The 25836-nt window shown below is 67.1% G+C and carries 18 protein-coding genes; 4 read left to right on the top strand and 14 right to left on the bottom strand.

Annotated features, from left to right (window positions below):
• Positions 1 to 208: 208 nt before the first annotated feature.
• Entirely contained in the window at positions 209 to 3529 is a 3321-nt protein-coding gene (locus tag PWS46_RS23260; protein WP_434623233.1) for a maltotransferase domain-containing protein, read from the top strand.
• A gap of 197 nt (positions 3530 to 3726) precedes the next feature.
• Here the strand turns inward: PWS46_RS23260 and PWS46_RS23255 are convergent, their stop codons facing one another.
• The 4 genes from PWS46_RS23255 to PWS46_RS23240 all read right to left on the bottom strand — a co-directional run bounded on the left by PWS46_RS23255 (position 3727) and on the right by PWS46_RS23240 (position 6390).
• Positions 3727 to 3966: a hypothetical protein gene (locus tag PWS46_RS23255; RefSeq protein WP_434623232.1), complete on the bottom strand. Its 240-nt coding sequence runs from the start codon at positions 3964 to 3966 to the stop codon at positions 3727 to 3729.
• Positions 3967 to 4104: 138 nt separating this feature from the next.
• Positions 4105 to 4335 carry a hypothetical protein gene (locus PWS46_RS23250; protein ID WP_434623231.1) on the bottom strand — a complete coding sequence of 77 codons (231 nt, stop codon included), beginning with the start codon at positions 4333 to 4335 and terminating at the stop codon, positions 4105 to 4107.
• 59 nt (positions 4336 to 4394) lie between these two features.
• Positions 4395 to 5312, bottom strand: a complete 918-nt coding sequence (locus tag PWS46_RS23245) for a lysophospholipase (protein WP_434623230.1) — start codon at positions 5310 to 5312, stop codon at positions 4395 to 4397.
• 79 nt (positions 5313 to 5391) lie between these two features.
• Entirely contained in the window at positions 5392 to 6390 is a 999-nt protein-coding gene (locus tag PWS46_RS23240; RefSeq protein WP_434623229.1) for an ABC transporter ATP-binding protein, read from the bottom strand.
• 180 nt (positions 6391 to 6570) lie between these two features.
• Between PWS46_RS23240 and PWS46_RS23235 the strand changes: the two genes are divergently transcribed.
• Complete coding sequence (locus PWS46_RS23235; protein WP_434623228.1) at positions 6571 to 6759, top strand: zinc-finger domain-containing protein; 189 nt, start codon at positions 6571 to 6573, stop codon at positions 6757 to 6759.
• Between the two features lie 28 nt (positions 6760 to 6787).
• On the opposite strand, the gene PWS46_RS23230 is transcribed toward PWS46_RS23235, so the two are convergent.
• Positions 6788 to 8512, bottom strand: coding sequence for a protein kinase domain-containing protein (locus tag PWS46_RS23230; RefSeq protein WP_434623227.1), 1725 nt, complete (start codon positions 8510 to 8512; stop codon positions 6788 to 6790).
• A gap of 92 nt (positions 8513 to 8604) precedes the next feature.
• Positions 8605 to 9441 (bottom strand): formate/nitrite transporter family protein, encoded by an 837-nt coding sequence (locus PWS46_RS23225; RefSeq protein ID WP_434623226.1) that lies wholly within the window; start codon positions 9439 to 9441, stop codon positions 8605 to 8607.
• Between the two features lie 679 nt (positions 9442 to 10120).
• Here PWS46_RS23225 and PWS46_RS23220 point away from each other — a divergent pair.
• Positions 10121 to 12178, top strand: a complete 2058-nt coding sequence (locus PWS46_RS23220; RefSeq protein ID WP_434623225.1) for a sensor domain-containing protein — start codon at positions 10121 to 10123, stop codon at positions 12176 to 12178.
• 56 nt (positions 12179 to 12234) lie between these two features.
• Here the strand turns inward: PWS46_RS23220 and PWS46_RS23215 are convergent, their stop codons facing one another.
• Both PWS46_RS23215 and PWS46_RS23210 read right to left on the bottom strand, forming a co-directional pair.
• On the bottom strand, positions 12235 to 13032 hold the full coding sequence (locus tag PWS46_RS23215) for a LuxR C-terminal-related transcriptional regulator (protein WP_434623224.1): 798 nt from the start codon (positions 13030 to 13032) through the stop codon (positions 12235 to 12237).
• Positions 13033 to 13752: 720 nt separating this feature from the next.
• On the bottom strand, positions 13753 to 16515 hold the full coding sequence (locus PWS46_RS23210; protein WP_434623223.1) for a carbohydrate-binding domain-containing protein: 2763 nt from the start codon (positions 16513 to 16515) through the stop codon (positions 13753 to 13755).
• A 342-nt stretch (positions 16516 to 16857) separates the two neighbouring features.
• On the opposite strand from PWS46_RS23210, the gene PWS46_RS23205 reads away from it, so the two are divergent.
• Positions 16858 to 18045 (top strand): glycosyltransferase family 4 protein, encoded by a 1188-nt coding sequence (locus PWS46_RS23205; RefSeq protein ID WP_434623222.1) that lies wholly within the window; start codon positions 16858 to 16860, stop codon positions 18043 to 18045.
• A gap of 10 nt (positions 18046 to 18055) precedes the next feature.
• Here PWS46_RS23205 and PWS46_RS23200 read toward each other — a convergent pair whose 3' ends face one another.
• Genes PWS46_RS23200 through PWS46_RS23175 form a run of 6 tightly spaced genes read right to left on the bottom strand, consistent with a single transcriptional unit; the run spans position 18056 to position 25810 of the window.
• Complete coding sequence (locus PWS46_RS23200; RefSeq protein ID WP_434623221.1) at positions 18056 to 19717, bottom strand: DUF2190 family protein; 1662 nt, start codon at positions 19715 to 19717, stop codon at positions 18056 to 18058.
• Complete coding sequence (locus tag PWS46_RS23195; protein ID WP_434623220.1) at positions 19714 to 20961, bottom strand: glycosyltransferase family 4 protein; 1248 nt, start codon at positions 20959 to 20961, stop codon at positions 19714 to 19716. The genes PWS46_RS23200 and PWS46_RS23195 overlap by 4 nt, the downstream gene beginning before the upstream one ends.
• Positions 20962 to 20971: 10 nt before the next feature.
• Positions 20972 to 22159 (bottom strand): glycosyltransferase family 4 protein, encoded by a 1188-nt coding sequence (locus PWS46_RS23190; RefSeq protein WP_434623219.1) that lies wholly within the window; start codon positions 22157 to 22159, stop codon positions 20972 to 20974.
• Positions 22144 to 23649: an O-antigen ligase family protein gene (locus PWS46_RS23185; RefSeq protein ID WP_434623217.1), complete on the bottom strand. Its 1506-nt coding sequence runs from the start codon at positions 23647 to 23649 to the stop codon at positions 22144 to 22146. Before PWS46_RS23185 ends, PWS46_RS23190 begins: the two co-directional genes overlap by 16 nt.
• On the bottom strand, positions 23646 to 24656 hold the full coding sequence (locus PWS46_RS23180) for a glycosyltransferase family 2 protein (protein ID WP_434623216.1): 1011 nt from the start codon (positions 24654 to 24656) through the stop codon (positions 23646 to 23648). The genes PWS46_RS23185 and PWS46_RS23180 overlap by 4 nt, the downstream gene beginning before the upstream one ends.
• Entirely contained in the window at positions 24653 to 25810 is a 1158-nt protein-coding gene (locus PWS46_RS23175) for a glycosyltransferase (RefSeq protein WP_434623215.1), read from the bottom strand. Before PWS46_RS23175 ends, PWS46_RS23180 begins: the two co-directional genes overlap by 4 nt.
• Between the last annotated feature and the right edge of the window lie 26 nt (positions 25811 to 25836).

The following is a 25836-nucleotide window of genomic DNA, read 5'->3' as shown; positions in this document are numbered from 1 at the left end:
TCCTATGCTGGTCATATCGGTTGCGGGTTGCCATATGCGGCAGGCGGAACCTTCACCGCCCCGGCCGGTTACCGGCGGGAGCAAGGTGTCGGCCGCAGTATAGGCATCGGCGCATTCCGAAGGGGAACTGCACCGATGTCGCTTCGTCGATCCCACAACGGGGACCGGCGGCTGTCAACGGAGAAGCAGGCCCAAGGAAGGGGGTTCCATGAGCATCGTCGGACCACGCATCTACAACCTGTTTCCGACCCTGGTCGGCCCGGTCCGCGATTGGGCCGGACACCTTCCACGGATCCAGGGGATGGGATTCGACTGGATCTTCCTGAACCCGATCCATCAGCCGGGATTCTCCGGCAGCCTCTATGCGGTGAAGGATCCTTATCGGCTGCATGACGCGCTCCGCGGCGGCTCGCACGAGAGCGACGACGAACTGCTGCGCCGCTTCATCGGAGAGGCCGGTGCGCATGGCCAGTCGGTGATGATGGACTTCGTCATCAACCACACCTCCCGCGACGCGTTGCAGGTCGATCAGCATCCCGACTGGTACAAGCGCGGCCCCGACGGCGACCTGCACCGTCCTGGCGCCGTCGATCCCAACAACACCGCCAACGTCACGGTGTGGGGCGACCTCGCCTCGCTGGACTATGACCGGGCGGAGTCGCGCGCCGGGCTGATCGGCTACTGGTCCGACTATCTTCGCCACTATATCGGGCTGGGCGTGAAGGGCTTCCGCTGCGACGCCGCCTATCAGGTGCCGGCGGAGGTGTGGAAGAGCCTGATCGACGCCGCCCACGCCGTGAACCCGGAGGTGAAGTTCTTCGCCGAGACGCTGGGCTGCACGGTGGAGCAGGTGCGCGAGCTGTGCGGCGCCGGCTTCGATTTCCTGTTCAACAGCGCCAAATGGTGGGACTTCAAGGCCGACTGGCTGCTGGACCAGTATGACGAGTTCCGCTGGATCGCGCCGTCCATCGCCTTCCCGGAAAGCCACGACACCGACCGGCTGGCGGCGGAGGTCGGCAGCCAGGACGCGGTGCGGCTCGCCGCCCAGTTGAAGATGCATTATCTGTTCGCCGCCAGCTTCTCCACCGGCGTGCTGATGCCGGTCGGCTATGAATACGGCTTCACCCGCAAACTGGACGTGGTGCGGACCAGCCCCGCCGACTGGGAGCAGCCGAAGCTCGACCTGACCGGCTTCATCGGCGCCGTCAACGCCATGAAGGCCGCCACCCCGGCCCTGAACGTCGAGGGGCCGCAGCGCCGCGTGACTTCGCCGCACAGCCCGGTGCTGGGATTGATCCGGCAGGTGGACGGTGCCGCGCTCGACCAGCCCGACGGCTGCGCCATCCTGGTGTTGAACCCGGACGAGAACCGGCCGCACATGCTGGACGTCGGCCCGATCCTGGCCGCCACCGGCGGCACCTATGAGGCGTTCGAGGACGTGACGCCGGAGGCGGAGCCGCTGCCGATGGAACCCGGCGCGCCGATGATGCTGCGGCCGATGGAACTGCGCGTCTTCCGCGCCCGCGCCGCCCGCAGCCACCCGGTCGAACTCCACGACGTGGAAGAGCGGGAATGGATGGATTCCATCGCCGCCGGCCGCATGACCATCGAGAACGTCTATCCGGAACTGGACGGCGGCCGCTTCCCCATCAAGCGCGCGGTCGGCGACGTGATGGAGGTGTGGGCGGACATCTACACCGACGGCACCTTCGTTCTCGCGGCCTCCGTCATGTACAAGGCGGAGGGCGACGAGGAGTGGAGCGAGGCGCCGATGCGCCTGCACGAGAACGACCGCTGGGTCGGCCGCGTGCCGCTGACCCGCAACGCCCGCTACACCTACAGCATCGAGGCGTGGCGCGACGTTTGGGAGAGCTGGCGCGCCGACTTCAAGAAGAAGGTCGACGCCGGCATGGTCGTCGATCTGGAACTGGTGGAGGGCCGCCGCTTCGTCGAGCAGGCGTTGGACCTGAACCATGGTGACGGCCGCGCCGCGCTGGAGGCGGTGATCGAGCGGATGCAGTCGCTGGCCGGTCGCGAGGCCATCGACTACGCCCTGTCGGACGAGCCGCGCCGCGTCATGAAGCAGTATGGCGAGCGGCAGTACAAGTCGCGTTATGTCCGCGAACTGGAAGTCTATGTCGACCGCACTGCCGGCGCCTATTCGGCGTGGTTCGAGATCTTCCCGCGTTCCGCCTCGCCGGATCCGTCGCGGCCGGGCACCTTCGACGATGTGGTGAATTTGCTGCCCATGGTGCGCGACATGGGTTTCGACGTGCTGTATTTCCCGCCGATCCACCCGATCGGCCGCGCCTTCCGCAAGGGCAAGAACAACACGCTGAATCCCGGTCCCGACGATCCCGGCGTGCCCTATGCCATCGGCGCGGAGGAGGGAGGGCACGACGCCATCGACCCGATGATCGGCGACTTCGACAGTTTCCGCCGGCTGGTGCGCGAGGCCAAGCGCCATGGCATCGAGATCGCGCTGGACTTTGCGGTGCAGTGCTCCCCCGACCATCCCTGGGTGAAGGAGCATCCGCACTGGTTCTACTGGCGGCCCGACGGCACCATCCGCTATGCCGAGAATCCGCCGAAGAAGTACCAGGACATCGTCAATGTCAGCTTCTACCGCCAGTCCTACCCGGACCTGTGGTACGCGCTACGCGACGTGGTGCTGATGTGGTGCAAGGAGGGGGTCCGCATCTTCCGCGTCGACAACCCGCACACCAAGCCCTTCCCCTTCTGGGAATGGATGATCCGCGAGGTGCAGGACCGCTACCCCGACGCCCTGTTCCTGGCCGAGGCCTTCACCCGGCCCAAGCTGATGAAGCGGCTGGCCAAGGTCGGCTTCACCCAGTCCTACAGCTACTTCACCTGGCGCACAACCAAGCCGGAGCTGACCGAGTATCTGACGGAACTGACGCAGGGTGAATCGCGCGAGTACATGCGGCCTAACTTCTTCGCCAACACGCCGGACATCCTGCCGCCGATCCTGACCCATGGCGGCCGGCCGGCGCACATGATGCGGGCGGTCCTGGCGGCGACGCTGGCCGGCGTCTACGGCCTCTACGGCCCCTACCTGCTGTGCGAGGCGGAAGCCTATCCCGGCAAGGAGGAATACAACCACTCGGAGAAGTACGAAGTCCGGCACTGGGACTGGGACCAGCCCGGCAACATCCGCGACTACGTCACCGCCATCAATCGGATCCGTCGCGAGAATCCGGCGCTGCAGCAGTTCACCAACCTGCGCTTCTACAACGCCTTCGACGACAACATCCTGCTCTATGGCAAGATGACGGCGGCGAAGGACAATGTGATCCTGATCGCGGTGAACCTCGACCCCCACAACGGCCATGGCGGGACCATCGAGATTCCGCTGTGGGAACTGGGGCTGCCCGACGGCGCCCATGTCCAGGTGGAGGACCTGTTCAGCGGCCACCGCTTCACCTGGATCGGCAAGTTCCAGCATGTCTGGCTCGATCCCCACCGCAACCCTGCGGCGATCTGGCGGATCGTGCCGCCGGGGGTGTGAAGTCACTCACTTGCCCCCACCCCAACCCTCCCCCGCTGGGCGGGGGAGGGAGCAGGTGCTTATGCGGGAGAGTGGCGGCAGTCCCTCCCCCGCCCAGCGGGGGAGGATAGGTGGGGGTCTAACTTCTCCAAAAAGGCAGATAAGAAAAAAGCGGCCCAGCAGGACCGCTTTTTCTCAATCCCGTCCGTCCAGCGACGTCACCGCCGTCGGATCATCGTCACGCCACCGACGGTCTTGTCGAGGAAGGCGATCATGGTGTCCGGCTTCGGCCCGACCGAAGAGGCGGCGAAGGCCATCCACCAGCGCGCCATCGGGGTGGTCCAACCGTATCGGTCGGCGATGACCTGGACATCCATGGTAGAGGACATGGTCGACTGGGCGGTCGTCGGCGCGCGGGGAGCGCCGGACGGAGTAACCTGGGATTCGACGCTTTGCATGGTTCCTCCCAACGGGGACGTTCGGTGTCCGCTTATGCGGTACCTTAGACCTCAACCGCTGAAAGTGGCAGGGTTGCTTTGGTCCTAAGGGGTACTATACCTTTGGCTGCAAAGGTCCCATGCCGCCGAATGCGCCTTTCAGGTAGGCGGAAGCGGCAATCCGCTGGCCCAGGCCACCATCGCCACCAGGGCCGCGCGGTTCGCCGGCCGGAACAGCAGCGCCAGCCGCACCCACAGCGGCGAAACCTTGAATTCCGCAGCCATTTCCTCGACTTCCGCCGCGGACAGCCGCAGTTCGGGAGCGGGGTCTTCACTCAGGGTTTCACGCATTGGCAGCCCTCCGCGAATGCCGCAGGTCACGATGGACAAGAAACAATCCGTCTGACCGGCAATCGCCACGGCTGACTGTGACAAATTGCAGCAGCCCTTTACTTGGCCGCCAGCAGCGCCCTGGGCGCCCTGTCGGCGCCGCTGGCCAGCGGAACCTTGGGGTTTCCGATCCAGGCGATGACGTCGTTGACGACCAGCTTGCCCTTCAGGTCGCGCAGCAGCATGTGGTAGCCGTCGGGATAGACGGCGACGACATGACGCCCGCCGGCCTCGAAGTCTTTCAGCGCGCGCTCCACCGGCCGCGGCGGCAGAACCTCCTCATGCGCGCCGTAGAGCACCAGCGAGGGGGTTTGCAGGCGCTGGCAGGCGTCGAGCGCGGCCCCCATCAGATCGGTCAGCCCCTCCAGCGCATCGACGCGCGAGCCCTTGATGACCATCGGGTCGCGGCCCAGCGCCCGCAGCATCTCGATGTTGTCGGATGGATGGATGCCCAGATCCTGCGGCGGGTGCACCACCATGCCCGGCACGAGGTTGTAGGTGATCCACAGGGCGGCGCGCGGGAAGAAGCCCATCGCCTGCCGGCCCCAGACGGCGGGGGCGACCAGGATGGTGCCGTCGACCTTGGGCGGGTTGGGGCCGGTCATCGCGGTCAGCACCACCGCCCCGCCCATGCTCTCGCCCATCAGATAGACCGGGACGCCGGGATGGCGCCTGCGCACCATCTCCACCGCGGTGCGGGCGTCGCTGACCAGGGTTGGGGTGCCTGCCCAGACGCCGCGTTCGCGGGTGGCGCCGAAGCCGCGCTGGTCATAGGCGTAGGTGGCGATGCCGGCCGCGGCGAAATCGCGGCCGGCTCCGTCGAAGGCGTTGGAATAGTCGTTGTAGCCGTGCAGAGCCACCACCACGGCCCGCACCCGGCCGTCGGTCGGAAGCCAGGAGCGCATCGGCAGCTCGAAGCCGTCGGCGGCGATCAGCACGCGGTCGTTCAGCTGCGGCTGGACAACGGCCGTTCCCATCGGTTGGAAATCCGCGGCACAGCCGCCAAGAAGAAGCCCCAACCCCAGAACAGCCGCCAAGCCGACAGCCGCCGATCCGCTATGCCGCATGGATTACCCCTGTGTCGCTGTGCGCACCACCCGTCAGTTGGAGGAATATATCCTCGAGATCCGATTCCTCGGTCGTGACATCGACGATCCCGATTCCGGAAGCGGCGAGAGCGGACAGGATGGCGCCGGCGCGCTGTCGGCTCGGCTGATAGCGGACGACCAACCGCCGCGGCTCCGGCAGTTCGACAGTATAGCCTTCCAGCGACGGCGGCGGGGCGGTCAGGTCGCGCTCCAGCGTCAGGCACAGCGACTTGTTGTCAACCCGGCGCAGCAGGGTCGTCTTCGGCTCGCACGCAACCACCTGCCCGTGATTGATGATGGCGATGGTGTCGCACAGTTCCTCCGCCTCCTGCAGGTAATGGGTGGTCAGCAGGACGGTCGTGCCGGACTTGTTCAGCGTGCGCACATAGTCCCAGAGCTGGCGGCGCAATTCCACGTCGACGCCGGCGGTCGGCTCGTCGAGGATCAGCACGGGCGGGGTGTGGACCATCGCCTTCGCCACCATCAGGCGGCGCTTCATGCCGCCGGAGAGCGACCGGGCATGGGCATCGGCCTTGTCGGCCAGCCCGACCGCCTCCAGCAGTTCGTCCGTCCGGCGTTCTTTCTTCGGCACGCCGTAGAGGCCGGCCTGAAGCTCCAGCATCTCGCGCGGGGTGAAGAAGGGGTCCATGTTCAGTTCCTGCGGCACCACGCCGATGGAGGCGCGGGCGCGGCGCGGATGCTCCGACACCTCGTGGCCCCAGATGGTGGCGGTGCCGCCGGTCTTGTTCACCAGCCCGGCGAGGATGTTGATCATCGTCGACTTGCCGGCGCCGTTGGGGCCGAGCAGCCCGAACAGCGACCCGCGCGGAATGGCGAGGTCGATGCCCTTCAGCGCATGCTTCGGCCCGGCCTTGCCGGTCGGCTGGTAGATCTTGGTCAGGCCGCGCAGCTCCACGGCGTTGGCCGGAAGCGAGACGGGCGTGGGGGTATCGGAGGGCGCGGCCATTGATCCTGAACCATGATGATTGCGGTTGACGAAAAAGCCCGCGAGTCCGGTGGTTTCCCCCGTTGATCCGCGGCGCGCGATGGGTATCATCCGGCCCGCGCGCGCGGAACCCCGATCGGGGGGCCCGGACAGCGGGCGTGTCCACGATGGCGTGAACCGGCGCGCCTGTCAAAACAGAGGATGACTGCCATGCAGCCGACCGAGACGATCCTTGTAGAAACCTCGACCGTCGGGTGCGACGGCGGCGGCGGCGCGCTGGGCCATCCGCTGGTCTATCTGACGCTGGATCACGAAGGGCAGGTCGAATGCCCCTACTGCTCGCGGCTCTACAAGCTGAAGGAAGGCGCGAAGGTCGCCCACGGCCACTGAGAGCGCTCCGGTCCTGCCGGCGGGCCGATCAGACCCGGCCGGCCAGCAGGACCAGCACCGCCAGCGCCAGCAGTGCCGACAGCCCCTGCCAGAAGGCCAGCGGGTTGCGGTCGACCAGCGGCTGGCGCCGCGTTCCCGCCGCATGCTTGCGCGGGTGGCGCAGGTCGTACAGGAACTCCGACAATTCCTGATAGCGCTTGGCCGGGTCCGGATGGACCGCCTTGCGCAGCACCGCGTCAAGCCACGCCGGGATGTCCCGCTGGTCGCTGAGCGCCGTGCGGTAGACCAGCTTGCGCTGGCGCGCCCGCGTGGTGGCGGTCGCCGCGTCGGCGCCGTAGGGCAGGCGGCCGGTCAGCATCTGATAGGCGATGACCCCCAGCGCATAGAGGTCGGAGGCCGCCGTCCCGCCCTCGCCCAGCAGATATTCCGGGGCGGTGTATTGCAGGGTGCCGAGGATCTCGCCGCGGTCGGCGTCGGGCATGGTCTCCAGAATGCCGGGCACCAGGACCGATCCGAAATCGACGATCTTCACCGTTCCGTTCCGGTCGATCATCACATTGTCGGGCCGCAGATCCTGGTGCAGCATCTCCAGCCGGTGGAAGGCCTGCAGCCCCTTGCCGATCTGCTCTACGATGGCGCGCACGGTGGGCAGGTCCGGGCCGGGGTGGTCATGCATCCATTGGGTCAGCGTCTGCCCCTCCAGATACTCGGTGACGACATAGAGGTGGCGGCGCGGCCGGGTCTGCGGCGGCGCCTTCAGCACGTGCGGGCTGTTGATCCGCCGGGCGATCCACTCCTCCATCAGGAAGCGGCGCAGATGGGCGCGGTCGTCGCGCCGGTCGATGGCCGGCACCTTCAGCGCCACCGCGGGACCGCCTGCGCCGTCCCGGGCCAGATAGACATGGCTGCGGCTGCTGGCGTGCAGTTCGCGCAGGATGCGGTAGCCCTCGAACTCGGTCCCCGGTTCCGGCAGCGGCGGCGGGGGCAGGTCGGACAGCCGGGACAACAGGTCGTCGGCCCCCGCATCGGGGACGGCATCGATTCGCACGATCTGGAGCGTCAGATTGTCGGTGCTGCCCCGCCGCAGCGCCTCCTCCACCGCGAGCCGGGCCGCGCGGTCGAGGTCGTCGGCATGGTCGGCGATGGCGTTGATCAAAAAATCGGCATCGACATGCTCATAGACACCGTCGGTCGCCAGCAGGAAGATGTCGCCGGCCTCCACCGGCAGCTCCCGGCAATCGATTTCCACATGCGGCACCACGCCCATCGCCCGGCCGAGATAGCTGACTTCCGACGACACCACCACCCGGTGGTCGGTGGTCAGCTGTTCCAGCGCGCGGCCGGCGATGCGGTAGATGCGGGAGTCGCCGACATGGAACAGATGCGCGGTGGCCGATTTCAGCACCAGGGCGCTGAGCGTGCAGGCAAAGCCACGGTCCTGGTCGTAACGGTATTCGCTGCGCCGGTTCTGGGCGTGCAGCCAGGAATTGGCCGCCGCCAGCACCCGCTGCGCCGAGGTCCTCACCGACCAGCTTTCCGGTGTGCAGTAATAATCGGTCAGGAAGCTTTTCACCGCCGTTTCGCTGGCGATGTGGCTGACCCGGCTGCTGCTGATGCCGTCGGCCAGCGCCACCGCGATCCCCTTCATGCCCAGCAGCGGCGGCGTCGGGATCAACACCCCGTGGAAATCCTGGTTGGACTCCTTCCGCCCCTTGTCGGAGCACTGGCCGATGGAGATCCGCAGCTTTTTCACGATGTCGGCACTTGGCACGATGTCGGCCCTTGGCAAGAAAAACCCCGGCCCAAGGCGGACCGGGGTGGTGACGGGAGGGCGGGCGGGGCGCCTTATTCGGCGGGCTGCAGACCGGCCTGATGCAGGCGGCGCTTGGGCGCCGTGCGGACATGGGTGGCGTAGAGCGTCAGCCCGGTGAAGGCCAGACCGCCGACCAGGTTGCCAAGCACCGTCGGCAGCTCGTTCCAGATCATGTAGTCCATGATCGAGAACTTGCCGCCCATCAGCATCGCCGAGGGGAACAGGAACATGTTCACCACCGAATGCTCGAAGGTCATGCCGAAGAACAGCATGATCGGCATCCACATGGCGATCACCTTGCCGCTGACCGAGGTGGAGATCATGGCGCCGACGACGCCGGTGGAGACCATCCAGTTGCACAGCATGCCGCGCAGGAAGATGGTCAGCATGCCGGCCGCGCCATACTGGGCATAGCCCAAGGTGCGGTTCTCGCCGATGTGGGAGATGACGGTGCCGACCTTGTCCGGCGGGGTGGAGAAGCCATAGGTGAACACCACCGCCATCATCAGCGCGACCGTCAGCGCCCCCAGGAAGTTGCCGATGAACACCAGCCCCCAGTTGCGCAGAACGCCGCCGATGGTGACGCCCGGCCGCTTGTCGATCAGCGCCAGCGGCGACAGCACGAACACGCCGGTCAGCAGGTCGAAGCCCAGCAGATACAGCATGCAGAAGCCGACCGGGAACAGGATGGCGCCGATGATCGGGAAGCCCGTCTGGACCGTGACCGTGACGGCAAAGACCGCCGCCAGCGCCAGGATCGCCCCGGCCATATAGGCGCGGATGACGGTGTCGCGGGTGGACATGAAAATCTTGGATTCGCCGGCATCCACCATTTTGGTGACGAACTCGGAGGGCACCAGATACGACATGACGTGTCCCCTTGGAACAAGCGCTGCCCTTGGAACAAGCGCAGAAGGAGCGGCACGCAGCGTCCGATGGAGCCCGCGCGGCACCGGTCCGGTGCGGGGCGGGGGAGGAAGGACGCGTTGCGTGTGATTTGGGTGCGGGCCCCGGTCTTTGGCCCCGCGCGGGTCAAACCGCCGTTGGCTTGAACGGGAAGACATGATGCATGGCGTGTGCCAAACGCATGGAGGCCGGCAATCGGCCAATCTGCTGGGTTCCTCCCTCCTCATCGCCCTGAGGTGAACTGCCGCATTGCCCAAAGACTGTGCGGTGTTGAATAAAAATTAATCGTTCGTATAGCAATGACTGTGAGGCTGAACAGATCGGCCGACGGTTCGGGCCCGGCAGTCCGCTCCAAATCTTTCCGTTTTTTAACGTTGCTGCGGCGAACTTCTCTTTCCGTTCAATGCCTTGGCAGCGAATAACAGTCCGGAGTGCCGGCATGGGTCAGGAACGGTTACCTTTTTGTTATATTTTCCCCTCATACTATGAGACAGTGTCGGCGATGTCGCTTGACGGGACTCTCCGAACCGGCGTCTACTTTGCCGCATTGCGGAAAAGTGGAAGTTCCACAATCGTTGTTTGAGTTGCAGGCTTATGTTTTTTCCAGGCGGTTCGGGATTGGCGTCGGATGAGGCGCGCACCATGAGTCACGAGACGGAAGAACAGTATCGCAGCATCTTCGAAAATGCTGTGGAAGGCATCTATCAGACGACGGTCGACGGACGTTACCTGCGGGTCAATCCGGCACTTGCCGATATCTATGGCTATGCTTCGCCCGAAGACCTGATCGCCAACCTCACCGACATCGCCTGCCAGCTCTATGTCGATCCCGGCAAGCGCGAGGCCTTCGCCGACCTGATGGCCCGCCAGGACCGGGTCCACAGTTTCGAGGCGCGCGTCTTCCGCCGCGACGGTTCCATCATCTGGATCGCGGAGAGCGCGCGTTGCGTTCGCGATGCCGCCGGCCGCATCCGCTATTACGAAGGCACCGTCCAGGACATCACCGAGCGCAAGCAGCATGAGGAGAAGATCCGGCTGCTCGCCACCGTGTTCGACAGCGTCGCCGACGGCATCCTGATCGTCGATCCCGAACTGACGGTGCAGGCGATCAACCCGGCCTACGAGATCATGACCGGTTTCCAGCGGGAGGAACTGCTGCGCCGGCCGCTGGTCCTGTTCGCCCCCGGCTCGCACGAGCGGGAATTCATCGATGCCATCTGGACCACCGCGCGGCAGGCCGGGCGCTGGCAGGGGGAGGTCACCAGCTTCCGCCATTCCGGCGACGCCTTCGCCGCCGCCTTGTCGGTGACGTCGGTCCGTGCGCCGAGCGGCGTGCTGGAACATTATGTCCTGACCATCGCCGACATCAGCCAGCGCAAATCGCAGGAACACCAGATCCGCTATCAGGCCAGCTTCGACCGGCTGACCGACCTGCCCAACCGCTGGCTGGTCTGCGAAAGGCTGGAGGAGGCGATCGTCCGAGCCCAGCGCGGCAAGAGCAAGGTTGCCGTCGCCTTCCTCGACCTCAACCGCTTCAAGCAGGTGAACGACACGCTGGGCCACCATGCCGGCGACGAACTGCTGAAGCTGGTGGCCCGACGCCTGCGCAACTGCACCCGCATGACCGACACCGTCGGGCGGCTCGGCGGGGACGAGTTCCTGATCGTCGCCCCGGACGCCGCCGACCGCTCCGCCGGCGCCCGGCTGGTGGAGAAGGTGCTCTATTCGATGGCGGAGCCGTTCAGCGTCCATAACCAGGAGCTGTTCTGCGGCGCGTCCATCGGCATCGCCTTCTACCCCGACGACGGCGAGACGGCGGACCAGCTTCTGCGCAACGCCGATCTGGCGATGTACCATGCCAAGCGCAACCCGGAGCACAAATACGTCTTCTACGACAACGGAATGCGCGAGCGGTCGGGCTTCACCCTGGGGCTGGAGAGCGACCTGCGCCGCGCCAGCGGCGGCGACGAGTTCGAACTGCATTTCCAGCCGAAGATCGACCTTGCCGGCAATCGCACCATCGGGGCGGAGGCGCTGATCCGCTGGCGCCACCCGGTGCGCGGCATGGTCAGCCCGGCGGAGTTCATTCCGCTGGCCGAGGAAACCGGTTTGATCTGGGAAATCGGCGCCTGGACGCTGATCGAATCCTGCCGTCGGCTGGCGGGTTGGATCGAGCGCGGTCTGCCGATCCCGTCGGTGTCGGTGAACCTGTCGCCGCGCCAGTTCCAGGACGCCCGCCTCGTCGGCTTCGTCCGCAGCGTGGTGGAGTCCGCCGGGATCCCGGCCGACCGGCTGGAACTGGAACTGACCGAAGGCGCCATGATCGGCGACATCGAGAAGGCGGTGACGATCCTCAACGGGCTGAAGGACATCGGCGTCCGGTTGTCCATCGACGATTTCGGCACCGGCTATTCCTCGCTGGCCTATCTGAAGCGTTTCCCGATCGACACACTGAAGATCGACCGCAGCTTCGTCCGCGACATCGTCAAGTCGACCACCGATCCGGCCATCGTCGGCACCATCGTCAATCTCGCCGAAAGCCTGGGCTTCGACACCATCGCCGAGGGGGTGGAGACGCAGGAGCAGGCCGACATGCTTCGCCTGCAGCGCTGCACCCGCATCCAGGGCTATCTGATCAGCCGGCCGCTGCCGGTCGACCAGTTCGAAACCTTCCTGACCAACAGCGTGGTGCCGGCCTGAGGCCGGGAAGGCACAGGCGCCGCCATCCTGGCGCCCGTTCCTGTTCCCCGGCGACCTTACGGTGACGTCCTTTCCAGGAAATACTCCATCTCCTGGATGATTCCGCTCTGCGCGGCCCAGAGGGCGGCCTGGGTGCGGTTGCGGACGTTGATGGTCTGCATGATGTGACGGACATGCAGCTTCACCAGATCCTCGGTCATTCCCATTTCGCGCGCGATCTCCTTGTTGCTGCATCCGTCCATGATGAGCTTCAGGATGCGGGCGTGGCGCGGATAGAGGCCGGGATAGCCCAGAAGTTCGCTTTCATGCTGGGCCAGCGCCCCATCCTCTCCGCCCCGGCGGAGCGCCGTGGGGGAGAAATAATCGAAGCACTCCTCCGGCACCACCGGCTCACCGGCATGAATCAGGCGCAGGGACAGCACGAAGGCAGTAGGGGCCATCCGGTTCAGCAAATAGCCGCGCACGCCGAAGCGCAGGGCCATCCGCATGTGGTGGGCGGAGAATTCGTCGGCGATCATCGCCAGCTTGGCCTGCTCGCCGTACCAGCTGCGGAAGTTCCAGGCGTCGGTCTTCAGGGAGGCGAGGTCGAACAGAACGATGTCCGCCGTCCGTTCGGAACTGCCGTTGCCGGCCGGCGGTTCCAGCGTGACCACGGCCCCGCCGGCCGACATGCCGTCGGAATAGCGGTCGGGGACGCCATTGGCCCGGCCGTTCCACGTCGTCTTTGGTGAAAGTCCGGTTGCGAGGCGGCTCTGCGGATCGATGACTTCGAAGCAGTCGTCCAGGATGTTCAGGATGGATTCACGCAGCAATCGGCTTTGATTGTGAACAATCACACGAATGCGATCGGACATGTCCGTCTCCCCCAAGAAATAGACGAATTGGCGGACGGTATCGCGCGGCCGGAAGGCAAGGTTTCCCCCCTGGACGCTTTGCTTCGACGTCGACGGCACCGATGCATGGCAATTCGGATCTGCCGGATTCTCGCGCCCGGCGTACAACCCTCGGCCCCCCGTTCGGGCCGTTGCCACCATAGTCTCCGGTACCTCCGCGCCTGGCCGCGCAATGCCGCATATCCGATGGACGGTGCACGTTGTATCGGTCTGCTCGTGCTCGCCCGTTCGAATTTAGATCAAACTATGATCCGGCACTCACGGCATTGTCTGCTGCACTTCTGGAATGATTCCAGGCTCAGTTGGGTGTGCACTCATACTGTCCGGGCAGAGTCCTTCGTCAGAAGGCCGGCAGTAATAAGTCATCCTTGCGCGCGAATATGGAAGTGATTACCCGGTAAAGAGAGACTGCTCTCCGGCGGATTGCGCCAAGCGGGGAGGGTCCGAAGCAAAGGAAGCCAAACGATATTGCCGTTCAAAGAAGAAAAAGTTCTTTGCGAGACAACTTCTGTTAGAGGCTTCGACTTGAGGTCAATCTGCTCTCGGCCATTTCACTGACGATAATATAGACTCTTAAACAGACTTTGCCAGGACATTTTTCACTGAACATCGAAACGAAAACGGAGCCCCGCCGGAACGGGGCTCCGTTTTCGTTCGACAGCTTGCCGTCGGGCGGCCGCCTTACGCCGCCATGTCGTGGCTGATGGCGAAGACGCCGGTGTCCCAGCGGGCGATGGTGGTGTCGAAGCCGCCGACGCCGTTCACCACGTCGAAGCTCTGCGTGGTGTTGTGGATCAGGTCCTGGACCGTGTAGTGGCCGTTGGCGAGCTGAAGCTCCACATGGGTGTCGACCGCCTTGCGTGCCGCGGTGTCGTTGAAATCGACGCGGTCGGAGGCAACGACGATCAGCCGGTCCTTCTGGTCGTAGAAGCCATAGCCGGTGATCTGGGCGTCCGGATCCTTGTCGGTGAAGGTCAGCGGGTAATGATAGTTCAGCGCCTCGTCGCCGATCAGGACCGGCGCCTTGGCCTTCAGCGCGGCGATTTCGGCGTCGCTGAACAGGTTGTGGCCGTTATAGGTCGCCTGCGGGATGATCCAGGCGCTGGGCGTGCTGGCCTTGGTCATCGACGACAGGGCCGCGTCGCTGACGTAATAGCCGAAGGTCGCGCCGGCATCATGCAGCTTGGTGATCGGCTCCAGCAGTTCGCCGAGATAGGCGTTGCCGATGGAGTTGCCGGCCGGCTCCAGCGCGTTCATCGCCTTTTCGGCATTGGCGCTGTAATAGAGCGCCGGGCCGAAGGGACGGGTCGGCACGATGTCGCGCAGCATGTCCAGCCAGGGCTGCTTCACCTCGCCCCAGTCGTGATAGCTGCGCGACCACTGCTCCGCTGCGCGGCGGACGCCGCCCTGGTCGTCGGCGATCATGGTCCAGCCGCTCTGCAGCCAGGTCTGCTCCAGGCGGCCCCAGCCCAGCTCCTCTCGCACCGTGCCGGTGACGCCGGTGTAGAGGCTGTTCACCGCACCCCAGTAATCATCCTCCGACGAGGACATCATGTGGCCGAAATGGGCGTCGGGCGCGCGGGCGGCATGGATGCCCAGCATCGCCTGCTCGTAGGAGGCCGGCGCCTGCTTGTGCTGCATCTCGAAGCGTTCGAGGGTCTGCACGTTGAACAGGATGTCCTTCTCGTTCATCGTGTCGGCGATCACGCGGGCATCGACACCGGCGAATTCACGCATCGCCGCCGGGGTGAAGGACACCTGGGTGGTCAGCCATGCGGCGTGGCCGGTGTTCTTGACGATGGCGTCGTCCAGCGCCTTCCAGCCATAGGCCCAGCCGTCGACGAAGTAGTCCAGCCACTGGGTCGGGTGGTTGTCGACGATGTCGGCCGCCTGCTGCGCCAGCGTGGAGCCCGCCACCTTGATGCCGGTCTTGGCGCTGAACTCCGCAATCATGCGGCTGTTGAAGAAGTCCATCACGCCGGAATGCGGGCTGCCGTCGAAGAAGTCGGCCAGTTCATAGCCGCGGGTGCCGGTCAGGGCGGACAGGCGGCCCAGCTTGTCGGCCATCCAGTCGGCGTAATGGGCGGTGCCGCCGGTCCAGCCGGCCGGCGCGTCCTTGGCGTCCAGCGGCATCAGCGGGCTGACATAGCCCCAGCCATAGGGATTGCTGCTGTCGGCGTTCAGGACGTTGCCGTCGGCGTCGCGTCCCAGATACTGCTGGTGCGCCTTGACCCAGGACACCCAGGCCTTGTGGCCGCCCAGGCTGGCGAACTCGCCGCCGTTCTGGGAAGATTCAAAGGTATCCTCCCACAGCTGCAGGCCGATCAGCGGCATCACCCCGTCGGACAGATGACCGGCGGCGACGTCGCGGGTTTCCTTCAGGTGCGACGCGTTGGAGTAATCGGGCACCGATTCCCAGAACAGGTGCTGCGGCGCCAGCCCGCGGTCGGCCCCCCAGGAGATGGTCGACACGTCGGACATCAGCGGCGGCCGGTCGCTGCTGACCCCGGCGCTGGCGCTGTGGTCGTTCTTCGGCAACGTTGCGGTCGGCGCGGTCGGCGCCGGCGTGGTGGGGGTGGGAGCGGTCGGTGTGGTGGGCGTGGTCGTCGTGCCGCCGGCGAGCATGTCCTTGGTGACGGGAACGCTCAGCGTGCCGTTCCACCACAGGCCCTGCTGGCCGGAGATGACGTCCTTGCCGTCCAGCGCACCGCGGTCATAGGTGACCCCGGCGGCGGTCGAGGCGACGCTGTGCCCGTTCACCACCACGGAGCCGACATAGAGGCTGCGGTCCTGGCCGTTGACGACGGCGTCGTTGTCGTACTGGACCTGGACCTTGTGCGCCTGGGTCGGGTCGAGATCAACCGTGAATTTGTAGGCGGTCTGGCTGGTGGCGGCCACCTTGGCGTCGCCAACCGCCTTGCCGTCGACCAGAAGCTTGAAGTGCGGCGGCACCCCGCCGGCGCTCTTGCCCCAGGCGTTGACGACGACGCTGTAGGACTTGGTGGCCGCCGGAGCCGCGTCGACAGCATCGGCCATCGGGAACAGCGATGCCGGCAGCGGCACGTTCAGCGCACCGCCCCAGTACAGGGCTTCCTGCCCCTTCACCACGTCCTTTCCGTCGACCGCACCCTTGTCATAGGTGACCGACGGGTCGGTGGCGGCGATCGACGTGCCGTTCACGGAGATGGCACGGACGAACAGGTTGCGGTCGACGCCGCCCGACAGGCCGTCATTGTCGTAGACGATCTGCAGCTTGTGTGCGCTGTCGGCGGCCACCTTGGCGGAGATGGTGTAGCGCCCCAGGGTGCTGCTGTTCACCGTCGCCTGACCGATGGTCGCGCCGTCGAGCTTGAGCGCCAGATGCGGCCAGACGCCGCCGGCTGCTTGTCCCCATGCGTCGATCGCAAAGGTGACATCGATGAGATTGGACCCGGTGGACGACATCGGCACGACTCCCATTAATCGGATATTAAGATCTCGCTAGGTCGGGTTAACCGTATCGGTTGGATTACCCTGCTCGTTAGGAGTAGTCGCACAGAATTCGCCACAAAAAGGAGAGTCAATCTTGGGACATGACTCTGACTCATCTTTGACTCTTCCAAAAAAATCGATTTTGAGTCCGCGAATGTTTTAGTGTCGGAAGGACTGATTCCGACAACGGCAGTCTTAAGCCTGTTGTGTTGTGTCCGTATCTTTCGTTTGTTTGGCGTAGGTGCCGGCGCCGTGGTCCACTTCGGCACGAACCGCCGCAAATACCGCCGATCAAGCCGGGCAGGAGATCGCCTTATGCGCACCGCTTCCCTGCGCATCGCCGTCGTGACGCAAAAGATTGTCCGGCATGACGGACAGGGGCGCGTGAACGCAGTCGTGGTCGACGAACTGCTCCGCCGCGGTCATGAGGTCGTCGCCATCGCGTCGGAATTGGCGGAGGAGTTGGCACGTCATCCGCGCTTGCGCTGGGTGCCGGTCAGCGGCGGCGGCGTGCCGACGCAATTGGCGAAGGACCAGTTGTTCGCCTGGCGGGCGAGCCGGGCCTTGGCGCGGGAACGACAGGCCGGATTGGACAGGGTGGTGGTGAACGGCTTCGTCAGTTGGGCACGGTCGGATGTGAATGCCGTGCATTTCGTCCACTCCGCCTGGATGCGGTCAGCCACCCATCCGATCCGCAAGGGTGCCTCGCCGCTGTCGCTCTATCGGGCGCTCTACACCCTGCTGAATGTCGGGTTCGAGCGCTGGAGCTTCCGCCGCGCCGGCCGGCTGGTGGCCGTCTCACGGACCGTTGCGGACGAACTGCGCCGGGACGGTGTGGAGCCTGCCCGGCTGCGGGTGATCGACAATGGTGTCGATGTCCGGGAGTTTCATCCGGGCACATCCGATCAGGCGCTGTTCGGCCTGCAGCCGGGTCGGCCGGTGGCGCTGTTCGTCGGCGACGCCCGCAGCGACCGCAAGAATTTGGATGGGGTGCTGCGCGCGCTGGCCGAGGTGCCGAATCTGGCGCTGGCGGTGGTCGGCGACGAGCGCGGCGGCCCGTTTCCGGCGATGGCGCGGGAACTGGGGGTGGAGGATCGGGTCCGCTTCCTCGGCCACCGGCGCGACGTGGCGGCACTGATGCGGGCGGCCGACCTGTTCGTCTTCCCGACCCGCTACGAACCCTTCGGTCTTGTCCTGCTGGAGGCGGCGGCCAGCGGCCTGCCGGTCGTCACCACCCGGCTTGCCGGCGCCGGCCGTCTGCTGGAGGACGGGGCCGCCATCCTGTTGGACGACCCGGACGACCATGCCGAACTGGTGCGGGCGATGCACAGCCTTGCCGCGGACCCGACATTGCGCCGCCGCATGGGCGAGCAGGGCCGCCACATCGCGGAGAGCCAGGACTGGTCGGTGACGGCGGGGCAGTATGCCGATCTGTTGGAGGAGCGAGGCCCGGCGGATCGGGCGGTCGACAGGCGGCGGCTGTTGGCCGGGTCGGCGTCCTGACCGGCCGCCCTTACCGCAATTCCAACCGCAGTTCCATGACCACGCTGTCGGTTCCCGCCGCCGCATCCGCCGCCGCGATGCCGACCGGGGCTGCCGATCCGGGGGTGGGATCGGCCCGCTGGGGGGTGCCGCTGCCGGGGCGCAGGACGGTGCCCATGCGGACAGCGGCGCGGGTCTTGCCGACCGACACGGTTCCGGCAGTAGCGACGGGAACGATGCCGCCGGCGGCAGCCGTGGTCAAGGCCACCCCGTCGGCCGGGCGGTCCGGCTCCAGCCGGCGCACCCGGTCGTAGTCGCGCTGCACCAGATTGCCGGCATCGACCCCGCCGGCCCCGACCTTGCGGAACTCGCCGGAGCAGTCCAGCGCCTCGAACCGGTTGGCGCGGCAGGTGCCGGAAACGGCGAGAGCCGGGGCGACGCCGTCGCGGCCGAGGCGGATCAGCCGCTCCGCATCGTCGAACCGGTTGCCGACGGCGGAAGCGGCGACGATGGCCGCGGTCTCGATGTCGGCGGCGCGGTCGTTGGTGCCGTCGCCGAAGCTGGCGCTGCCGCCGGTGAACTGGTTGCGCTCCAGCGCCCGCACCACGATCAGGCCGGTGACCGGCCGTTTGGGCAGGCGATAGGCGGGCAGCAGCGATCCGCTGCAGCCGATCAGGACATTGCCGTACATCTCCGCCATCGGCCCTTGGATCCAGCCGTTGCCGCAGGCCTCGAAGGCGCAGTCCAGGAACTTGTTGTTGGACAGGAAGGTCCGCGTCGCCCGCCCGTCCTCCGCCAGGAACGCGTAGGGCGAGAAGCCGAAATGGCAGGAGATGAAGCTGGAATGGTCGATGCCGTTCTCCGGCGCCACGGCGATGGAGGCCAGCGTGTTGCCGGCGAGATCGGTGTCGAGGAACAGATGATCGCCGAAACTGTCGGTCCCCGCCGACCAATAGGCACCGATGTGGTTCTTGGTCAGCTGACAGGAGATCAGCGAGGAATGGTCGCGCCAGACATCCACCCCGGCGCGGAAGCCGAACACCCCGACCCGCTCCAGCAGGAAGCGGGAGGTCAGCGCCAGCCCGTCCATGCCCGGCGGCGGATCGCCCGGCCGGTTGCCGGGTTTCGGCCCGCGCAGGCTGATGTTCGCGATGCGGCTGCGCTGATAGCCCTTGTTGTCGTCGCGCACCCCTTGCCGGCTGCCGGCCCGGATGGCGAAGCGGCCCGGCCCCAGATCCTCCGGCCAGGACAGCAGCGAGGCGCGCATGCCGGCGCCGACGATCTCCACCTCGTTGAAGGCGTCATCGTAGCGGTCGAGGTTGGGCAGGACGATCTCGCCATCCAGCCGGTAATCGCCGGGCGGCACCAGCACCGTCCCGCCCTGTCCGCTGCGCGCCAGTTCCAGGACAGCGCCCTGCAGAGCCGCCCAATCGCATTCCTGGGCGAGGGAGCGGACATGCGGATGAACGCGCCGTGCCGCCTCCAGGCTCTTGTAGCGCTCCGACAAAGGATGGCTGCGCCCGTCGCCTATGGCGCCGCGCTCTCTGATCGACAGGGCTGGGCCGCTTCTCGGCGGCGGGTCCGGTACCGGGCGCAAGGGCTTGTCCTGGGCGGCCTGGGCGACTGCAGGCAAGGCAAGGGCGGCGCCCAGCAGCGCGCGTCTGCCGATGCGGCAGCCTGCGCCGCCGCTCATGGCGCGCAAGCCCGCGCCGGATGATGGAGCCGGCCGCTGACGGCGCTGCGATAGACCTCCTCCAGCCGGTCGAGATGGCGGTCCAGCGTGAAGGGCGCGCGCCAGTATCGCTCATGGGCGTTGCGGCCCATCCGCTCCACCTCCGCGTCGTGGGACAGCAGCCGGAGGCAGCGGGCGAGGTCGGCGGCGTCGCCGCTGCGGAACAGGAACCCGTTCTCCCCCGGCAGCACCGCCTCCGCCGCCGCGCAATTGTCGCTGACGACGACGGGAACGCCGTTCGCCAGCGCCTCAAAGGCGGCGAGCCCGAACGTCTCGTACCACAGCGACGGGACCACCAGCGCCCGCGCCCGCCGCACCTCTTCCAGCACGGCGTCGGGCGGCAGCCAGCCGGCAAGCTCCGCATTGGGGTTCAGCCGGCGCACAGCATCCGCCTCGTCGCCATCGCCGACGAAGCGCACCGGGCTGCCGGCCTGTGCCGCCGCCTTGGCCAGCAGAGCGGCCCCCTTCTCGCGCGACAGGCGGCCGACGAACAGCACCGGGCGGTTGCCGGCGACCGGAGCGGGGCCGCGGTCCTCAACTTCAACCGGGTTGGGGACGGGGAGCGTGATGGTGCCGGGCGGCAGATGAGGGGCGATCACCGCGCGCTGCCGGTCGCTGAGCGTCACCAGCGCCATGCCGCCGGTGAAGCCGCCGGCCAGCGCCCCCGCCGCATGGCGGGCGGCGCGCCACCATTTGTGGTGCCGGGCGCGGGCATCGCAGTCGGTGGCGAGGCAGCCGGTGGACAGCGCCCGGTGCGGGCAGTTGACGCCCTCGGGAAAGACGAAGAAGGCACCGTTGGGACAGAGCGGGAAATAGTCGTGCAGGGTCAGCAGCACCGGCAGGCCGGATTTCCGGCAGACCGGGAAGACGCTGGGCGACAGCGCCTTGGCCCAGCCATGGATATGGACCAGCGTGTCGTTGGCTGGGCAACGGCCGAGCAGGCTTTCCAGCGTGCGCGCGGCCTCCCGGTTCCAGATGCCGCGGAGCGCCGCCTGCACGCGGTCGGCATTGCCCTTCAGGTCGGGCTGCTCCAGGCAGTGGACGGTGATTCCATCGGAAAGCAGGGCGGGGTCGATGGGCGGGACGGCGGTGAAGAAATGGACCCGGTGTCCGCGCCGGGCCAACCCGACGGCGCCGGCGATGGCAACCTTCGCCAGTCCGCCGCTGGGGTGGGCATGGTCGCAGAGGATGACGATGGTGCTCATCGCAGGATGCTCATTGCAGGGCGCCGCGATAGACGGCGGCGGTGCGGGCGGCGATGACCGGCCAGTCGAAGCGGCTGCGCACCAGCGCCCGGCAGGCGTCGGCGTCGGGCAGCCGGCGGACGCCGGTCAGCGCTTCCGCAAGGCCGATGCCGATGGAGCGTGCGTCGATCCCCGAGAGCACGAGGTCGCCGTCCAGCCCCTCCACCACCTCGGGCAGGCCGCCGACCGGCGTGACCATCACCGGCGTGCCGGCCGCCAGAGATTCCAGCGCGGTCAGGCCGAAGCCCTCCAGCGCCTGCGACGGCATCACGCACAGGTCGGCGGCGCGATAGGCGAGGGGAAGATGCGCGTCGGGAACGAAGCCCAGCAGCCGGACATGCTCCTCCAGCCCCAGCGCGCCGATGCGGTCCTGAAGCGCCGCCGCCTCCGGCCCGCGTCCGGCGACCACCAGAAGCACGTCGGGCACCCGGCGGCGCAATTCCACCATGGCATCGACCAGCGCGGTCAGCCCCATGCGCTTCACCAGCCGGCGCACCGTCAGCAGGATGGGGCGCCCCTGCGGCCAGCCCAGGCGGGCGCGCGCCTGATGGCGGCTGTCGGGAAGGTCGTAGCGCTCGGCATCGACCCCGCCCGGCACCCGGTGGATGCGTTCCGGCTGCACGCCGTAGCGCTCGGCCAGGATGGTGGCGAAGGACTGGGACAGGACGACGAAGCGCGCGGCGCGGCGATAGACCAGCCGCTCCACCATGAACTTCAGCCGCACCGCCAGCGGGCCGGCGCCCTCGGCGGCGCTTTCCAGCGCCCAGGGGCCGTGGAAATGGACGACCAGCGGCCGGTTGCGCAGGGAGGGCAGGGCGCCCACCGTGTTCAGCGCGAAATGCGAGGCGACGAGGTCGGGCGCCTGCCGGCGCAGTGTCTCGGCGATGGCGGTCCGCGCCGCCGCCACCCGGCGCGGTAGCGAGGCGGTCGGCGGTGCGAAGCTGTCGATGCGGGCGCCATTGTCCAGCGTCTCGGAAACGGTGCCCAGCACCAGCCCGGACAACGAGATACCCTGCTGAGGCAGGTGACGGGCGAGGTTGTAGAACATGTTCTCCGCCCCGCCATGGGTCTCCGGGAACCAGCCCAGCCCAAGCTGAAGCACGCTGGCCTCCCGCATCTCCCCCGGCAGCGCGCCGGGCAGGATCAGGCTTCCGTCCATTGCTTGTCCTCTTGGAAGTGATGGGAGGGGACGGTCGCCGGGGCGGCGCTCTGCAGACTGGCGAGCCCGTAATTCTTGGCCGCCATCGCCATGCCCAGGAAGAACCAGAAGCCGACGCCGGTGACCTTCACCAGCGTGTGCTCGAACACCATGCAGGCGAGGATCGTCAGCGCCGCCGTTTCGGCGCAGCGGGCGAACGGGTCGGGCGGTGCACCGCCCCGGCGCAGCATTCCTGCCGTCAGCACGATCAGGCCCGCGACATAGCCCAGCGTGCCGGGCCAACCCAGCTCGTAGGGCACGCGCAGGATGCCGCTGTCGAAATAGGCCATGGCGCCGAGCTGTCCGTCCTCGTTGGTCAGCTTGGTCGCCGTGTCGACGGTGCCGAGCCCGGCGCCGCGCACCTCGGTCAGCGCCTGGATCAGGAAACGGCCGTAGAACTCCTGGCGCTCCTGATAGCTGCGGTCGTTCTCCATCGAATTCAGCGTGTCGAAGCGGGAGACGATCGCCTGATTGACCCTCGGCACGCTCAGCAGCGGCAGGGAGCACAGGACAAGACCGACACCGACCGCGATCAGGCGCATCCGGTGGCGGCCGGGCATGGTCAGCAACAGCCACGCGAAGGTGAACAGACCGGCCAGCCAGGCCGCGCGCACCAGACTGAGCAGCAGCGATCCGAGCGCCAGTGCGCCGGCGACCGGAACCAGGATGCCGCGCGCCGCCGGCAGCAGGGCCAGCCCGGTGACCAGCAGGAAGGCCAGCGGGCCGGAGGAGTTCAGTGTGCTGAACACCCGCACCTGCATCGGCAGCGGCATGCCCTGGTTCGTCATCCCGACATTGATGAGCCATCGCGCATCCCAGGCCGGCATGACGAAATACTGGATCAGGCCATAGCCGCCGACCAGCGCCAGCCCCAGAACGAAGGCGCGCAGCACCGCGTCGCGCATCTGCGGGTAGATCGGCCAGTGCAGGGCGACATAGAGCCCCAGAATGACCGGCACCACCCAGTTCAGCAGTGCGAAGGTCGCAGCCGCCACACCCGCCTGGGAGATTCCATTGAAGTAGGCGTAGGAGATGCCCAGCATCACCGGCAGGAAACCGAAATAGGCGCGATAGCGCAGCATCGGCAGATATTGCGCGATCACCAGCCCGGTCATGGCGCCGACGGCGAAGGGCGTCACCATGATCGGGCTGATGACGCTCCAGCCCGATTGGTAATCGACCAGCCGGCGCACCTCCGGCGTCAGGAACCACAGCCACCATGTGAAGGCGGCGAACCGGGCCGGGTCTCGCGTCACCAGCAGCGCACCGACGGCGATCGCCCCCACCGGGAAGACGATCTCCAGCACGCCGGCCCTGCCCATCAGCACCGGGACCGCCACCAGGAACCAGAAGACCGGCGCCGCCAACCTATTCAGGGACGGCAGGCCGCCGGTGGCGTGATGGCCCATGCCGTGATGGTCATGCTCGAAGCCGGTGGTGGCGAAGGTCATGCCGCCGTCTCCCGCCAGTCGCGCATTCCCTCCAGCCGGCCGCGCAAGGTGGCGCGCAGCTTCGCCCCGGCATGGCGGTCGCCGCGCAGCGCCAGCCGCGCCCATTGCACCAGTCCGGGAAATTCGCAGGTCCCCACCAGCATGGCCCAGGCGGCGAAGGCGACGCGGTTGGCCGGGCCGAAATGGGCCATCAGGGCCAGCGTGTCGTTGAAGGTCGCGTTCTCCTGCGCCAGCGGGTGGAAGTGGTTCGCGCCGCGCTGGTCGATGTCGAAACGCACGGCGGGGAAGTGGTCGACCGCCACCAGCGGGTCATAGACCAGCCGCCAGCCCTGGCGGGACAGACGCAGGCAGAAATCCACCTCGTTGCGGACCTGGGCGCCGCTGCCGCGCAGCCGGGTGTTCAGCCGCTGGCCGGTGATCGCCGCGCGGCGGAAGCTCCAGTTGGCGCCTTTCAGCACGTCGACATCCCGGGCCGGGCCGACGCCGAGATGATGGTTGCCGATGACCCTGCCGAACCATTGCAGCCGGCCGACGACCCGGGCTTCCCCGGTTTCAGGCACGGTGCCGTGATAGACATGGTCGCGGCCGCCGACGCCGCCGATGCGAGGATCGGCGCGATACCACGCCTCGATCCGCTCCACCCAGTCGGGATGGGGAACGGCGTCGTCGTCGGTGATGGCGACGATGTCGCCGCGGGCGTGGTCCATGCCGCGGTTGATCGCCGCCACCTGCCCCGGCACGTCGATGCCGGCGACCTCGACCGGCAGGGCGGAGGCATAGCGCCGGGCAACCTCGGCGGACTCGGGATCGGTGTCGCGCACGGTGACGACCACCTGGACCGGCGCCAGCGTCTGCCGGACCAGACCGTCCAGGCAGCCGGCCAGCTGGTCCGGCCGGCGATAGGTCGGGACGATCACGGTGACGCCCAGCCTCTCCACGGCATGGGGATCGATCGGGACATGGGGTGCGGGGCGGGGCATGCCGGTGGGAGTCTTGGTGATGCTCATGCCGGAGCCAGCTCCCGCCCGCGGGCGTCGTTGGCGGCGGCCCGTGCCGGGGCCAGGGCCGGTTCCTCGCCGTTCACCCAGCTGTCGATGGTCTCGCGCAGCCGCGCCTTGAAGACGGAACGGTCGAAGCGGGCGGCATAGGCCTGGATGACGGTGGGGTTGAAGCGGCGCTCCTGCGCCTCGAAGCGCTGCACCGCCTCGATCAGCGCCTCCGGCGTCTGCTGGTCGAAGAACAGGCCGGACATCCCATCCCTCACCGTCTCGGTCGCGCCGCCACGGTTCAAGGCGATCACCGGCCGGCCGGCGGCCATCGCCTCCACCGGAACGATGCCGAAATCCTCGTTGGCGGTGAAGATCAGGGCGCGGCAGGCGGCATATTGCCGGTCCAGCTCCTCGGCGGAACAATGGCCCAGCAGTTCCACCGTCGGCCCGGCCATCTGCTTCAGGCGGCGGTACTCCTCGCCCTCGCCGACGACGACCAGCTTGCGGCCCATGCGGTTGAAGGCTTCGATCGCCACGTCGGCGCGCTTGTAGGAGACCAGCTGACTGACGAACAGGTAATGATCACCGGGCGGCTCCGCGGTGGCGAAGCGCCGGGTTTCCACCGGCGGGTTGATGACGGTGGAGTCGCGTCGGTAGACCCGCCAGATGCGCTTCGCCACCGTCTCCGAATTGGCGATGAAACGGTCGACCCTCGCCGCCGTCGCCAGATCCCATTGCCGCAACCGGTGGATGGCATAGGGCATCAGTGGCCGGATCATCGGCCCGGCCGAGTGCAGGTAATCGTGATAGCCGCTCCACACATAGCGCATCGGCGTGTGGCAGTAGCAGACGTGCAGCGCATCCGGCCGGGTCAGGACCCCCTTCGCCGGCCCGGATTCGCTGCTGATGACGAGGTCGTAGGCGCTGAGGTCGAGTTGCTCCAGCGCCAGCGGCATCAGCGGCAGGTATTTCTGATACATCCTGTGGGCCATCGGCAGCCGGTCGATGAAGGTCGTGGTGACCCGGTGGCTGCGGATGATCGGGGAGATGCGTTCCGGCCGGTAGACGTGGGTGAAGACGTCGGCCTCCGGATACAGCTCGCACAGGGCTTCGATAACCTTCTCCCCCCCGCGCATCCCGACGAGCCAGTAATGGACGATCGCGACTTTCATTGTGGGTCCTCCGGCAAGGGGCAGGC

Origin of the sequence: Azospirillum sp. B2RO_4, from assembly GCF_051124815.1 — a bacterium.
GTDB lineage: Bacteria > Pseudomonadota > Alphaproteobacteria > Azospirillales > Azospirillaceae > Azospirillum.
The sequence above is the reverse complement of the archived record's forward strand: the minus strand, read 5'-3'. Positions and strand labels throughout refer to the sequence as shown.

Coding starts and splice junctions, on each gene's coding strand:
- PWS46_RS23260 (WP_434623233.1), top strand. CDS start 209: ATGAGCATCGTCGGACCACGCATCTACAACCTGTTTCCGACCCTGGTC.
- PWS46_RS23255 (WP_434623232.1), bottom strand. CDS start 3,966: ATGCAAAGCGTCGAATCCCAGGTTACTCCGTCCGGCGCTCCCCGCGCG.
- PWS46_RS23245 (WP_434623230.1), bottom strand. CDS start 5,312: ATGGGAACGGCCGTTGTCCAGCCGCAGCTGAACGACCGCGTGCTGATC.
- PWS46_RS23240 (WP_434623229.1), bottom strand. CDS start 6,390: ATGGCCGCGCCCTCCGATACCCCCACGCCCGTCTCGCTTCCGGCCAAC.
- PWS46_RS23235 (WP_434623228.1), top strand. CDS start 6,571: ATGACTGCCATGCAGCCGACCGAGACGATCCTTGTAGAAACCTCGACC.
- PWS46_RS23225 (WP_434623226.1), bottom strand. CDS start 9,441: ATGTCGTATCTGGTGCCCTCCGAGTTCGTCACCAAAATGGTGGATGCC.
- PWS46_RS23220 (WP_434623225.1), top strand. CDS start 10,121: ATGAGTCACGAGACGGAAGAACAGTATCGCAGCATCTTCGAAAATGCT.
- PWS46_RS23215 (WP_434623224.1), bottom strand. CDS start 13,032: ATGTCCGATCGCATTCGTGTGATTGTTCACAATCAAAGCCGATTGCTG.
- PWS46_RS23210 (WP_434623223.1), bottom strand. CDS start 16,515: ATGTCGTCCACCGGGTCCAATCTCATCGATGTCACCTTTGCGATCGAC.
- PWS46_RS23205 (WP_434623222.1), top strand. CDS start 16,858: ATGCGCACCGCTTCCCTGCGCATCGCCGTCGTGACGCAAAAGATTGTC.
- PWS46_RS23200 (WP_434623221.1), bottom strand. CDS start 19,717: ATGAGCGGCGGCGCAGGCTGCCGCATCGGCAGACGCGCGCTGCTGGGC.
- PWS46_RS23195 (WP_434623220.1), bottom strand. CDS start 20,961: ATGAGCACCATCGTCATCCTCTGCGACCATGCCCACCCCAGCGGCGGA.
- PWS46_RS23190 (WP_434623219.1), bottom strand. CDS start 22,159: ATGGACGGAAGCCTGATCCTGCCCGGCGCGCTGCCGGGGGAGATGCGG.
- PWS46_RS23185 (WP_434623217.1), bottom strand. CDS start 23,649: ATGACCTTCGCCACCACCGGCTTCGAGCATGACCATCACGGCATGGGC.
- PWS46_RS23180 (WP_434623216.1), bottom strand. CDS start 24,656: ATGAGCATCACCAAGACTCCCACCGGCATGCCCCGCCCCGCACCCCAT.
- PWS46_RS23175 (WP_434623215.1), bottom strand. CDS start 25,810: ATGAAAGTCGCGATCGTCCATTACTGGCTCGTCGGGATGCGCGGGGGG.